The 13559-nt window shown below is 52.7% G+C and carries 10 protein-coding genes; 5 read left to right on the plus strand and 5 right to left on the minus strand.

Annotation, left to right across the window (positions count from 1 at the left end):
- The first annotated feature begins 86 nt into the window (after positions 1-86).
- Positions 87-3674: an exodeoxyribonuclease V subunit beta gene (gene recB, locus BZG14_RS09130; protein WP_077608584.1), complete on the plus strand. Its 3588-nt coding sequence runs from the start codon at positions 87-89 to the stop codon at positions 3672-3674.
- Positions 3671-5509: an exodeoxyribonuclease V subunit alpha gene (gene recD, locus BZG14_RS09135; RefSeq protein ID WP_077608585.1), complete on the plus strand. Its 1839-nt coding sequence runs from the start codon at positions 3671-3673 to the stop codon at positions 5507-5509. The genes recB and recD overlap by 4 nt, the downstream gene beginning before the upstream one ends.
- 15 nt (positions 5510-5524) lie before the next feature.
- Here recD and argA read toward each other — a convergent pair whose 3' ends face one another.
- A complete protein-coding gene (gene argA / locus BZG14_RS09140; RefSeq protein WP_069363504.1) occupies positions 5525-6850 on the minus strand; it encodes an amino-acid N-acetyltransferase in 1326 nt (441 codons plus the stop codon).
- Between the two features lie 233 nt (positions 6851-7083).
- Here argA and BZG14_RS09145 point away from each other — a divergent pair, with 233 nt between their 5' ends.
- Positions 7084-7440: a DUF2850 domain-containing protein gene (locus tag BZG14_RS09145; RefSeq protein WP_077458407.1), complete on the plus strand. Its 357-nt coding sequence runs from the start codon at positions 7084-7086 to the stop codon at positions 7438-7440.
- Between the two features lie 28 nt (positions 7441-7468).
- On the opposite strand, the gene BZG14_RS09150 is transcribed toward BZG14_RS09145, so the two are convergent.
- Positions 7469-7693 carry a hypothetical protein gene (locus BZG14_RS09150; protein ID WP_069363506.1) on the minus strand — a complete coding sequence of 75 codons (225 nt, stop codon included), beginning with the start codon at positions 7691-7693 and terminating at the stop codon, positions 7469-7471.
- 235 nt (positions 7694-7928) lie between these two features.
- Between BZG14_RS09150 and mltA the strand changes: the two genes are divergently transcribed.
- Positions 7929-9008: a murein transglycosylase A gene (gene mltA / locus BZG14_RS09155; protein WP_077608586.1), complete on the plus strand. Its 1080-nt coding sequence runs from the start codon at positions 7929-7931 to the stop codon at positions 9006-9008.
- Positions 9009-9092: 84 nt separating this feature from the next.
- Here the strand turns inward: mltA and BZG14_RS09160 are convergent, their stop codons facing one another.
- The 3 genes from BZG14_RS09160 to BZG14_RS09170 all read right to left on the minus strand — a co-directional run bounded on the left by BZG14_RS09160 (position 9093) and on the right by BZG14_RS09170 (position 12401).
- Entirely contained in the window at positions 9093-10064 is a 972-nt protein-coding gene (locus tag BZG14_RS09160; protein WP_077608587.1) for a TAXI family TRAP transporter solute-binding subunit, read from the minus strand.
- Between the two features lie 143 nt (positions 10065-10207).
- The gene (locus tag BZG14_RS16090) at positions 10208-11035 is read right to left on the minus strand and encodes a 3-keto-5-aminohexanoate cleavage protein (RefSeq protein ID WP_077608588.1); all 828 of its coding nucleotides are present in this window, start codon (positions 11033-11035) and stop codon (positions 10208-10210) included.
- Between the two features lie 40 nt (positions 11036-11075).
- Positions 11076-12401 (minus strand): aspartate aminotransferase family protein, encoded by a 1326-nt coding sequence (locus BZG14_RS09170; RefSeq protein ID WP_077608589.1) that lies wholly within the window; start codon positions 12399-12401, stop codon positions 11076-11078.
- 99 nt (positions 12402-12500) lie between these two features.
- Here BZG14_RS09170 and BZG14_RS09175 point away from each other — a divergent pair, with 99 nt between their 5' ends.
- Entirely contained in the window at positions 12501-13418 is a 918-nt protein-coding gene (locus BZG14_RS09175; RefSeq protein ID WP_198532043.1) for a LysR substrate-binding domain-containing protein, read from the plus strand.
- Positions 13419-13559 lie beyond the last annotated feature (141 nt).

Consider the following 13559-nt stretch of genomic DNA (forward strand, 5'->3'; position numbering starts at 1 on the left):
GGCGCAGATTGTTGGTCTTGGTTAGAATATGTTTTACCCCAAGGGGTTGCTACAATAGCGGGCAGACTAGGCGATGAAATAATGATATGGAACCGCAGATCCTCAACCCGCTCACCTTGCCACTTGATGGCGTCCGATTAATCGAAGCCTCCGCCGGCACCGGCAAGACGTTTACCATTGCTGGCTTGTACCTGCGATTGTTGCTTGGGCATGGCCGCACAGCGCCGTGTTGGGTCGAGCAAATACTGGTGGTGACGTTTACCGAAGCGGCAACCCAAGAGCTAAAAGACCGTATTCGGCGTCGCATTCATGAGGCACGTTTTGCCTTTATGCGCGGTGAGAGTGACGATCCTATCATTGAGCCTTTGCTGGCAGAGATTAGCGATCATAAAACCGCGGCGCAGCGACTGTTAGAGGCCGAACGTCAGATGGACGAAGCGGCTATCTATACCATTCACGGCTTTTGCCAGCGGATGCTGACCCAAAATGCGTTTGAATCGGGCAGCCTGTTCAGCCATGAATTTGTCACCGACGAGCGACAAATTAAAGCGCGTGCGGCGGCCGATTTTTGGCGTCGTCGTTTTTATCCGCTGCCTAAATCGTTAGCCGCTGTGGTGAGCAGCTACTGGCCCGCGCCGGAGGCCTTATTAAAAGAGATTGCGCCCTATTTATCCGGGCCGGAAGTGATGGTCAAGGCGCCTGAGCTCGGCGAAGATCTATTTTCGGCACACCAAGCGGCGATAGCCAAAATTGACGGGGTAAAGCGCGCATGGCGCGAGGCGGGGGAGCAGATCACCGAGCAGCTTAGCGCCGCTAAGCTCGATGGCCGCAGTTATCGCAAAGATCATTTGGCGAACTGGCTGAATGCGATGGAACAATGGGCCAATGCCGAGACGCTTGATTACCAGTTGCCCGACAAATTGGAAAAATTCGCCCAACAGACATTAGCGGCCAAGAGTAAAGCTGAGCCACCGAGTCTTGCGCTATTTGATCAAATTCAGGCATTGGTTGATCAGCCGCCGACGTTAAAACCGGGATTAACTGCATTGGCGATTAAAGAAGTGCGGCAGCTGCTCCGCCAAGAAAAACGCCGCCAAGGGTGGCTCTCGTTTGACGATCTCCTTTCTCAACTTGCCAGCGCACTTGACCAAGATAGCCAAGGTCAGTTGGCGGCACGTATTCGCAGCTTATATCCGGTGGCAATGATTGATGAATTCCAAGATACCGACCCGCTGCAATATCAGATTTTTAGCACTGTCTATCAGCCGCCAGTGGCGGACGATGCCCCTGTATTCGTAGACGCAGACACAGAGGAAGAGGGTGAGCGCACCGGTTTAATGATGATTRGCGATCCTAAGCAGGCGATTTATGCCTTTCGTGGCGCCGATATCTTCACCTATATTCATGCCCGTGCACAGGTGAGTGATCACTATAACCTTGCCACCAACTGGCGCTCGACAGATGGCATGGTGCGTGGGGTCAATGCCTTGTTCTCACGTGCGAAGGCGCCGTTTGTTTATCAAGACAGTATTCCCTTTTTAGAGGTGGCCTCGTCGCCTAGCGCCAAACAAAAAGCGCTGGTGGTGGAGGGAAACGAGCAGCCCGCGCTCACCTTTTGGCATCACAGCCCGGATGAATTGTGTGGCAAGCAAGATTTTGAACAGACCTTGGCGGTGAGTACCGCACAGCATATCACGCAAGTGCTCAACCAATCGGTGGCGGGCAATAGTTATCTACAAACGCCTTCCGGCCAAGCCGACATTCAGCCGCACAATATTGCTGTGTTGGTGCGCACCGGACGCGAGGCACAGCTGGTCAAGCAAGCGCTGGCCGAAAAAGGCGTGGCGTCTGTGTATCTTTCTAACCGTGATAATGTGTTCGCCAGCCCCGTCGCCAGCGATATTGAGCGCATCTTAGTGGCGGTCATGCAGCCTGAAAATGAGCGTAAGTTGCGGTCGGCACTAGCCAGCCCTTTATTTGGCCTGACCGCTGAGCAGCTGGCGTTACTCAATCAAGACGAAGCCTTGTGGGAGCAAGAGGTGGTGGCCTTTAGCCATTACCGTGATACCTGGCAGCGCCGTGGGGTGATGCCGATGCTTCGCCAAGTCGCCACTGCCCGCCAAGTGGCAGAAAACTGGTTGGCGATGCCGCAAGGCGAGCGCTGTGTGACCGACTTTTTGCATATTGCGGAGTTGCTGCAAAGTGCCAGCCAGCAATTGGATAACCCACACGCGCTGATCCGCTGGCTACAAGAGCGGATGGCCGAGCCGGCTCAACAATCGGAAGAGCAGCAGGTGCGCTTGGAGTCGGAACGTGATTTGGTGCAAATCGTCACCATCCATAAATCGAAAGGCTTGGAATACGATCTGGTTTACTTGCCGTTCGCTTGTCAGTATCGCGAAAGCAGCCAACCGTTTTATCATGATGAACAGTATCAGCCGGTGCTGGCGCTGGATAATGTCGATGAAGGCAAAGAACGCGCTGAAAAAGAGCGGCTGGCTGAAGATATCCGCTTGCTGTACGTGGCGGTGACGCGCGCCGTGTATGGATGTTTTATCGGCTGTACACCTCTTAAACAAGGTAACAGCCGGCAAAAAGACTCGGCCTTGCACTTAACGGCCCTTGGTTATTTGCTCCAGCATGGAGAAGCCGGTGATGCTAGCCTGCTGGCCGAGAGTTTGGCTGGGTTGGCGAGCGCGAGTGATGCGGTGGTTGTGGTTGCGCCACCGGAGCCGGACGATAGCCGTTATACCCCTCAAACGGGGGCGCACGAGGCGCTAAGCGCACGTCAGTTTGACGGCAAGATTGACCGTCAGTGGCGCTTAACCAGTTACTCAGGGCTGGTAAAACAAAGCCATCATGTCAGCGCCTTGCCTACATTAGCCAGTTACGACTTGGACGCGGACGATGATCTCGCCGATGAGGAGACGCCGGATGTGGCGGTGGATCCTTGGTCGGTTTTTGCGTTTCCCAAAGGCGCGCGAGCCGGTACCTTTTTACACACCTTATTTGAAGAGGTGGACTTTACCGCGGATTTGATGCGTGAAGAGGTCGCTGAGCTTATTACCCATCACCTTAGCTTGGAGAACTATGACCCGCAGTGGTGCCCGATATTGCAGCAGTGGATGACACAGGTATTGAAACACCCGCTCAATGAGCAAGGGCTGAGGCTGAACCACATTGACAATGCCAGTCGATTAACGGAGATGGAGTTCGTGATGCCTTTGGCTGCACTCGACTGCCAGCGATTGAATCGACTCGCCGCACGATATGATGCACTGTCTGCCCGCGCTGGCCAGCTCACCTTTGACACGGCGCGCGGGATGCTAAAAGGCTTTATCGATTTAACCTTCCGCGCCGATGGCAAGTATTACGTGCTGGATTGGAAGTCGAACCATTTAGGGGACAGCGTGGCCGATTATCATCCTGAGGCGCTCAAAGAGGCGATGATCGCGCACCGATACGACTTTCAGTACCAGATCTATACCTTGGCGCTGCACCGCTTTTTGCGCCAGCGGATCCCAGATTATGATTACGACACCCATGTGGGGGGCGTGTTTTATTTCTTTTTACGGGGCGCCAGTGATAGCGGCGAGACCGGTGTGTTCGCGCACCGTCCCGATAAGGCGCTGATTGACGCCTTAGACAACCTCTTTGCTGGAGAGTCGGTATGAAACAAGCATTAATGGCACTCTACCAGCGCGGGGAATTACGAGCGATTGATGTGCAATTTGCTTGTTTGATGGGCGAAGAAGACACCCAATTAGATAAGGCTACTATCACCGTATGGGCGGCGCTGCTGAGTCGCGAAGTGGGCAAAGGCCATGTCTGCCTTGATTTGCACCAGTGGCAGCCACCCGGTGATGTCGCTTGGCAGCCTTTATTGGCGCACATTGATAGCCAAGCGGCAAGCGAGCAATTGGCACAGGCGTCGGTGGTGTCTGACGGGACGCAGGCAACGCCCTTGGTGCTTGCCGGACACCGATTGTATTTGCATCGCTACTGGCATGCCGAGCAGCAAGTGGCAGGGCATATTCGCCAGCGTCTGACGGCGCTGCCGGTACCGGATGAGGCCAGACAAACCCTAGATAACTTATTTGCCGTCTCACAGGCGGAGATAGACTGGCAAAAAGTGGCGGCAGCCACCGCGTTGACCCAGCCTTTTGCGGTGATTTCGGGTGGGCCGGGTACGGGGAAAACCACCACCGTCGCCCGTTTGTTGGCGGCGCTGGTGGCGTCGCACCACGCCGAGCGTACAACGTCTGCTGCGCTCACCATCAAGCTGGTCGCCCCGACCGGCAAAGCGGCCAACCGATTGACTGAATCATTGGGGCGGGCGATTGCCGCCTTGCCTGTTGCTCATGACGTGAAAGCGGCGCTGCCAACCCAAGCCAGTACCATTCACCGATTATTAGGGGCGATTCCGCAGCGAGTGGCGTTTCGCCATCATAAAAATAATCCCGTGCATGCGGATGTGTTGATTGTCGATGAAGCCTCGATGGTGGACTTGCCTTTGATGGCACAGCTGTTCGATGCCTTGGCGCCCTCAACACGCATTATTTTGCTGGGGGATAAAGATCAGCTTGCCTCTGTGGAAGCGGGGGCGGTGCTAGGCGATATTTGTCAGTACGCCGAGGCGGGCTATCCAGCGGCGCAAGCAGCGCGTTTAAGCCAACTGACAGGCTTTGACGTACCCGAAAACCCGCACGCGCCAGCGATTGCCAGTGCCTTGTGTCTGCTGCGCAAAAGCTATCGCTTTGATGCCCAATCCGGCATTGGCCAGCTCGCCTTTGCGGTGAACCGAGGAGAAATGGCTGAGGTGGGGGCGGTGTTAAAACGCGACTATAGTGATATTGCCCACCATGTGCTGAGTGATGACAGTTATCAGACCCTGATGCAACAAGCGGTGACAGGATATCGCGATTACTTAACAACACTCGATAATGCGACGCTCGAAAACCCGCCATCCATGGCGGACGTGCTGAGTGCCTTTAGCCAATTTCGTTTGTTGTGTGCATTGACCGAAGGCCCATTTGGTGTCGCTGGCCTCAACCAAGCCATTGAGCAGCACTTGGCGTCGGCGGGGCTGATCGCTAAAGAGCGTGATACTTGGTATCACGGCCGGCCGATCATGATTATGCAAAACGATCATGCCCTGGGGCTGTATAACGGTGACATTGGGATTGCGGTACAACACGCGGGGATCACCCGGGTGGCGTTTGAAACCCACGATGGCGAGGTGCGCTATTTGCTTGCCAGCCGTCTGCCCGCCCATCAAACCGCGTTTGCGATGACGGTGCATAAATCACAGGGCTCGGAGTTTGCGCACACAGTCCTGGTATGTCCGCCCACCATTTCACCAGTGATCACCCGCGAGCTGATTTACACCGGCATCACGCGGGCGAAGCGCCAGCTTGATCTCTACGCGTCTTGGCCGGTGCTGCGCCACGGTGTAGGCGCACGCACCGCCAGGTATAGTGGTTTGCCGGATGCTTTAATAGCGCCTTGAGTGTGACGAAATCCGCTAAAGCGCTAAGGTCAGCACCTTAGAGCGGCGCTGATAGTTGTACAGCTCTTGGCGAGTGTTGGGGAGTGCTGACACATCGGAGAGCAAAAAGCCTTGTTCCAAAAACCAATGCAAACTGTGAGTGGTGAGCACAAAAATGGTTTCGAGCCCTTTGGCTTTGGCGCGTTGTTTGAGGTGATTGAGCAGCATGACACCGCGGTCGCCATCACGATAATCCGGATGAATGGCGACACATGCCATCTCGCCGGTGCGCGCGTCACTAAACGGGTAGAGGGCGGCGCAGCCTATCACCAATCCATCTCGCTCGATGATGGTAAAGCGTGGGATTTCTTGCTCCAGCTGTTCCCGCGAGCGGCGTACTAGGATCCCTTGTTGCTCCAAAGGGCGGATCAAATCCAAGATCCCACCGATATCGTCAATCTGGGCTTGGCGCACTTTTTCGGCACGCTCCATCACGATCTGGGTGCCGATCCCTTCAATCGAGAACAGCTCTTGAATCAAAGCGCCATCTTTTTTATAGCTAATCAAATGACTGCGAGTGACTCCCGCGCGACACGCAGCAATCGCGCCCCGTAAAAAGCGACTGGTGCCAGAGCCAGTATCGCCAGCAGCTTCTCTCGCCTCTAAAAGCGGTTGGGCTTGGGTAGGCAGTAACTCAGAAATCACCTCACTGTCTTGGTTTAAAACCCCTTGCTCGGAGCAAAAGCCAATCAACTTGTCTGCGCGTAACCGAATCGCAACCTGAGTCGCCACTTCTTCGGAGGTGAGATTAAAGCATTCCCCTGTGACTGAGCTGGCCACTGGCCCCATCAGCACGATTGCGTTTTGATCGAGCTGGCGCTGAATACCGTCAATATCGATGCGGCGAATTTTGCCACTGTGACAATAATCAATTCCTTCATCGACGCCCAACGGTTGCGCGATAACAAAATTGCCACTGATCACATTGATCTGAGCGCCGGCCATGGGCGTGTTATTCAGCCCCATGGATAAGCGTGCCGTGATGTCGAGTTGCACTTGGCCGGCCGCTTGTTTGACCACTTCAAGCGCGTGGTTATCGGTGATGCGAATACCTTTGTGATAAGGCGTTTCCAGTCCGTACTGATTTAAGGCGCAATTAATCTGTGGACGGGCACCAAACACCAACACCAGCTTCATGCCTAGGCTATTGAGTAGGGCGATATCATTGACGATATTCTGAAAGTTCTCATCCGCCATCGCCTCGCCACCCAGCATGATCACCGCGGTTTTATCTCGGTGAGCGTTGACATACGGCGCCGATTGACGAAATCCTTTAACCAGTGCGGTACTTCTTATTTTCACGCGGACACCTGTTTAATTATTCACTATATATGCCTTTTTATTCTTTTTCAGGTCTGAGTGTCAAGTCCTGTCTGGTGTCAAGGCGCACGTGAAGCGATAAGGTTTCGCGCGCAGTCTCAACACTGCCAGTCGCAATGTCGGTAGATGAAGCAAGATCACAATCTAGCGTTCAGCGTCTAAAATAAAGTAATGAGTCAGTTATGCTGGAATAAAARGCACTTAGAGGGAAGCGTGTGCGAAAAACGAAACAAGTGGTTCTATTAGTTCTTTTGATCTTATTTGGTGGGACGGGGTTTTTAGTGGCGACTCAGCCGGCCATTTTTGCGCCTGACGTGACGCAAGCCGATTTGTATGGCGAATGGGTAGAACAAGATGTGGCACCTTATGCCGCCGACCAGTTTGAAATACGCTCTGATGGTATTTACACCAATGGGAGCCGCGCCACCACTGAGTATCAGTTTGATGGCGATCAGCTCAAATATACGATAGGAACCGAAACCTACCTATATCGGGTTGAAGACGCAAAGACGCTCGAGCGTATTGAACCTGCTCATTACACATCCTTTTTTGCCAAAGATAATCGCTCATGAGGGACGTGTTAGCCGCTACGCGGCCGGGTTAGAAGTGCTGTGACTCCAAGGTGGTGAGCAGCTCGTTGACCGAGCACTGTTTTGTTGCCACTTTCCGCAAGAGATCGGCGGTTTCAGCATCACCCCCCAGACAACGTTGAATACTGGTATTAATCACCTGGCGTGTACAGCCTTCGGTGGCCATCATACGAATCCATTGGTATTCCACTGCATCACTATCAAGTAGCGTTGAACGCCCAACTTTTAAATCCATCRCTGCTTTACTCCTTTATGTTGCACTTTCTATGCAGTTTTGTTGCAAGGTCAGTACATAATAATTATATGACACTTTGATGAATGTCGCCTGCTTCAGGCAGGTAAGCGAGATTTGATCACATTTAATGTGTATTGATTTGCAGGCAGTTACAAACTTAACCTCGAGAACTGATTGCCAAGCGGGGCGCTTTTTGCGAGCCTTAGCGCTATTAACTCACTGATTGGAATATGGTGTGAAAAAAGCGTTAGTCGTGATGGCGTGTGTGGCGACATTGGCAGGATGTGTGCGTCCTACCGACCGGGGTCAACAATATATTGATGGGCGATTTGAATCGATACTCACGCCAGTACCACAAGTGGCTTCTGAAAGCCCGCGAGACTTTAGTTTATTCAATGACCAGTTAGCGGCGGTGACCGCCAACTCTCCGTCGTTAGTGGCGGAGCATCAAGCCGTTTATCAGCGTTTGCAAGCCTGGTTAGACGCGGGAGGCAAGATCGAGGCGCTTGCGGATTATGGCTTGGAAGTGAACCAAATGGCAGGGGGAGATGACTTTGGGAACGTGATGTTTACCGGGTATTTCTCTCCGGTGATAGAAATGCGCCACCAGCCGGATGCTTTGTTCCGCTATCCTGTCTACGCCAAACCCCCTTGTGATGACGACTGCCCTGATCGTCAAGCGATTTATGACGGTGCTTTAGAAGGGTTAGGGCTGGCGTTGGGTTACAGCGCGTCTCGCATTGATAACTTTATTATGGAAGTGCAGGGCAGTGGTTTTGTCCATTTTGGTGACAATGATCAGCTCGAGTATTTTGCCTACGGCGGTAAAAACGGTCATCCGTACGTCAGTATTGGTAAGGTATTAATTGAAAATGGTGAGGTAGCCAGAGAGGATATGTCGTTACGGGCGATTCAAGATTGGGTCGCGGCGCACGATGAAGAAGAGGTTCGGACCTTACTGGAACACAACCCGTCGTATGTGTTCTTTACGCCCAAAGCGGCGGATCCTGTCAGTGGGACGGCGGGGATTCCGTTGAAAGCCGGGGCGTCTGTGGCGGCCGATCGACGTTACTTACCCATGGGCAGTGTGTTACTGGCTGAAGTGCCTCAGTTGGATGAGCAAGGCAACTGGACGGGAGAGCATGTGCTCAAGCTTTTAATGGCGTTGGATACCGGTGGGGCAGTGAAAGAAAATCACCTGGATTTATACCATGGCATGGGTAATAAAGCAGGCGAGCAAGCCGGTCATTACAAACACTTTGGTCGGGTTTGGAAACTGGAACCGTTAGCGCCACAAATGGTGAATCAGCCCTAACGGCTAAGATTAAGACTCATCCTTGAAGCAATAAAAAAGCGAGCGTTTGACGCTCGCTTTTGCATTTAAGCCAACGAAGTATGATTACTCAATCAAACCCGCTTCACGATAGTAGCGTGCTGCGCCTGGGTGCAGGGGAGCAGACAGACCATCTTTTACCATTTCTTCTTTCTTCAGGTTAGCGAATGCAGGATGGAGACGGCGGAAGTCGTCAAAGTTCTCAAACACCGCTTTCACCACGTTATAGATCACATCCTCAGGAACTTGTGTGGAAGAGACGAAGGTCGCACCCACACCAAAGGTGGTGACGTCGTTGTCGTTGCCACGGTACATACCGCCAGGAATAATGGCTTGACGATAATAGTCACGATCTTCAATCAGCTGTTTAGCCGCATCATTCGCAACTYCAACCAATACGCTATCACAGGCGGTGGTCGCTTCTTGAATCGCACCACTTGGGTGACCCACGGTGTAAACCATGGCATCAATTTTGTTATCACACAGGGCTTTGGATTGCTCGGCCGCTTTTAGTTCAGAAATTTGGCCGAACTTGTCCATATCCCAACCCWTTTGATCCATCAATACTTCGATGGTGCCACGTTGGCCCGAGCCAGGGTTACCAATGTTAACGCGCTTGCCTTCCAGATCATCGAAGGTTTTTACGCCCGCATCGGCACGTGCTACCACGGTAAACGGTTCTGGATGAATAGAGAAAACGGCGCGAAGTTCTTTAAATTCGCCCTGATCTTCAAATTTGCTAGTGCCTTTGTAAGCATGGTATTGCCAGTCAGATTGGGCGATACCCATATCTAGCTCGCCAGCACGAATGGTGTTGATGTTGTAGATTGAGCCGCCTGTACTTTCTACCGAGCAGCGAATGCCATGGTCATCTTTGCTTTTATTGACCAGACGGCAAATTGCACCACCTGTTGGGTAATAAACACCCGTGACACCGCCAGTACCAATAGTCACAAACTGGTTAGCTTGCGCGCTTGCCGCGGTTCCTAGTGCGGCAGAAAAGCCGAGCGCAATCAGAGTAGGTTTCATCGCTTTCATGCTTAAGATTCCTTTTTAAGTTAGAGGTTGCTATCCGGGCGCACCCTCGAAGTTGGTATGACACTCAATAACAATATGACAAAAAAGTGTCACCACGCTATTTTTTCAATCTTTTAACAATATTTGCAAGCAATTGTATTGGGTYAAAACGATTGGGTCATGGTTTGCCTTAGTGCTTGTACAGGTTTAGTACAATATCCCAGCTTTTCCAGTGTGTTGCGTAAATCTGTGATCTGAGATGCGTTATCTATGGCCTGACGTTGGTCAACGCGTTGGGTGTTGTTTTCAAAGCCGATTCGTATGTCTCCTCCTAGCAGTGCAGCGGTCGTCAGACAGCGTATTTCATGGTGGCCAAATGCACAGGCTGACCAGGGCAGGTTGTTATGGTCGAGTAGCGCTTGCCACATGGCGATGATGTCTTCTGGGTGGCCAAATGGGGGATTTTGATCCCGACCCGCAACCAAGAGTAAATGGTGCCCTGTAGGAGGGATCACGCCGGCGTGACGTAGCTGATGGTAGCGCGCCACATCTTGAGGGTGATAGAGAATAAACTGTGTGTAAACAGCATGGTGATGTAACCACGCAAAAAATGTTCTGGCTTCGGTCGTTTCGGAACGGTCAGGCACGAGTTCTCTTAGCGCAATGGACACGGCCTCAGGCTTAACGGCCTTCACTAATCCGATTTGCTCTGACGGGCGATAGCGACCCACGGCTTCGGTGGTGAGTTGGATGACCATGCGATCACCGACCGCATCTTGGACTTGCTGGTAAAGCCGACGGTTGAGAGTGGGGTCCAAACTATGCGCGCCAGACTCATCGCGTGCATGAATGTGCGCCATGGCGGCACCGGCGTCAGCGCATGCGTGCAGGCAGTCAATCAGTGATAGTGCATCAATCGGGACGGCGCTATGCTGCGAAGGCTGCAGCCGCGCGCCGTTGGGAGCAACCATGATGGTGCGTGTGTCGGTCATCTTTTTTCCTTAAGCCTAGTTTGAGCGCAAGACTGACTGCTTAGTGTGGCAGACAGGTGTCTAAGGTTATCCGTAGTTTGTCGGCTATCTCATCAATATGTGGCGGTTTAATGATGTAGGGAGGCGCCAATAAAATATGGTGACCTTGTTTGCCATCGATGGTACCGCCCATGGGATAGCACATCAGGCCGTTTTCCAGCGCGGTTTGTTTGATTTGTTTCGCTAGCGGCAATGTGGACGAAAAAGGCTGCTTTGACGCTTTATCCGCGACCAACTCGAGTGCCAAAAATAGACCACGACCTCGGATGTCGCCGACAAAAGGGGATGAATCAAATTGATGATGTAGCGCCGTTTTAAGCGCCTTGCCTTGTTTTTCCGCCGCGTCAACTAGTCCTTCTTGCTCAAGTGTGGTGAGTGTTGCTAAGGCAGCGGCACAGGCAGTCGGATGTGCCATAAAGGTGTGGCCATGTTGGAAAAAGCCCGAGCCGTTAGCGATTGCGTTGTAGACAGGGTCAGCCACAAGCGTCGCGCCAATAGGCTGATAACCAGCAGCAAGCCCTTTCGCGATAGCGACTATATCTGGAACGATATGTTCGTGCTCAAAGGCGAAAAAGCGCCCGGTGCGTCCTGTGCCGCACATCACTTCATCGAGGATCAGCAAAATGTTGTATTGGTCGCAGATCTCTCGAATCCGTGTAAAGTAGCCTGTTTCGGCGGTCAATGCGCCCGCAGTGGCACCGACGACGGGCTCAGCGATAAAGCCAATCACGGTTTCGGGTCCTTTTTCTAACAGCATGGTTTCAAGCTCGTTGGCCACTCGCTGACCATATTGGTAAGCGCTCTCATCGGGACCTTGATCGCGATAGGCGTAACAGGGAGCAATCAGACTGGTGTCCATTAACAAAGGCGCAAAGGGCGCACGACGCCATGCGTTACCTCCCACGGACAGCGCGCCAAGCGTGTTGCCGTGGTAGCTTTGGCGTCGAGCAATAAAGTGTTGGCGCTGCGGCTGACCAACTTCCACCCAATACTGGCGTGCCAGTTTTAATGCGGTTTCCATCGCCTCTGAGCCACCACTGACCAAGTAAGCACGATTAATCAAGGGAGGCGCGAGGTCGGCCAATATCTTGGCGAGCGCTTCACTGCTTTCTGAGGTAAAAAAGCCAGTATGCGCATAGGGAATCGAATCAAGCTGACGGTGGATAGCCTCTAACACGGCTGGGTGGTTATGTCCGAGACAAGAGACGGCTGCACCTCCGCACGCATCCAGATACCGCTTACCCTGGATATCCGTTAGATAAACCCCTTGACCACTGGCGATAGTGGGAAGAGCTTGATGACAGTGGCGATGGAATACGTGGCTCATACGATGGCCTCATAGTGACGTTTGCCCATGAGTATGAACCGATTGTATTTTGCGCGACAAAGGATATATTTTCACCAGGTATGAAGAAAAGGAATGGGAATGGAAGCGCGTTTGCCATCGATGCGAGCTTTACAAGCGTTTGTCGTGGTCGCCCAGCAAGGCAGCTTTTCGGAAGCGGCCAAGGTATTGCATGTCAGCCAAAGTACCATCAGTAAACAAATCCAACAGTTAGAGCAGTGGATTGGACAACCTTTGTTTGCGCGGACCGCGTATGGGGTGCGGCTGAATGCGATTGGAGAGACGTATCTTCAATCGGTCTCCTCAGGGATCCATGAAATCGCCAATGCCACGGCTTACGCGCGTCAACAGAGTGTCCAGCAAGAGTCGGTCAGCTTGCTGGTGCCGCCATCTTTTGCCAGTCTGTGGTTGATTCCGCAACTGCAAGACTTTAAGGCGCGTTATCCGTCGGTATCGGTGACGGTCAGTGCCAGTGATTCTATCCCGCAAGGGAAAGAAAAAGAGGTTGATATCCTCATTCGTTGCCAGCCGCGTCAACAAGCAGGCTCTCAGTCAATCTGCCTGGCTAATGAACACCTAGCTTTATTAGCCGCAGCCGCGATTGTCCCTGAGCCCATTGAACGTGCCGCGCTACTTGCCACGGTGCCGGTGCTTTCTCATCTGACTAGGCCGACACTGTGGGAGCATTTTTGGCAGCAATTTGGCTTAACGGATAGCAACCCGCAGTATGGCGCGGGGTTTGAGCACTTTTTTATGGCATTGGAGGGGGTGCAGCAAGGCATGGGGATGGCATTAATTCCTACCTTTATGGCGACAACTAGTTTACGGCAAGGAAAAGTGGTTAACCCTTTGGGGCTGGGCATTGATAGTGGCTACGGTTACTACCTCTACAGTGCAAGCTACAAGCAGCGAGCGTCAGGTATTAGCCAAGTGGTGCAGTGGCTTAGTGACCGCTTTGCACGGAATCCCGCTAGACAATTATCGAGCAAGTCGGTATAACGCCCCTCGGTTTGATGAACAAAGAGACGGGTATGACACGCCAGTTATCAGATGCCTATTGGCAACGTTTTGGAGGCACCGCAAGGCTCTACGGCCAGCGTGCGCTCGAGGTATTTAGTCAAAGCCACATCTGTGTGATTG

Source organism: Salinivibrio sp. IB282, from assembly GCF_001995685.1.
Classification (GTDB): Bacteria; Pseudomonadota; Gammaproteobacteria; order Enterobacterales; family Vibrionaceae; genus Salinivibrio; species Salinivibrio kushneri.

Excerpts from the sequence above, each read along its gene's own strand:
- recD (WP_077608585.1), top strand. The coding sequence starts at position 3,671 with ATGAAACAAGCATTAATGGCACTCTACCAGCGCGGGGAATTACGAGCG.
- BZG14_RS09170 (WP_077608589.1), bottom strand. The coding sequence starts at position 12,401 with ATGAGCCACGTATTCCATCGCCACTGTCATCAAGCTCTTCCCACTATC.
- BZG14_RS09175 (WP_198532043.1), top strand. The coding sequence starts at position 12,501 with ATGGAAGCGCGTTTGCCATCGATGCGAGCTTTACAAGCGTTTGTCGTG.
- BZG14_RS09150 (WP_069363506.1), bottom strand. The coding sequence starts at position 7,693 with ATGGATTTAAAAGTTGGGCGTTCAACGCTACTTGATAGTGATGCAGTG.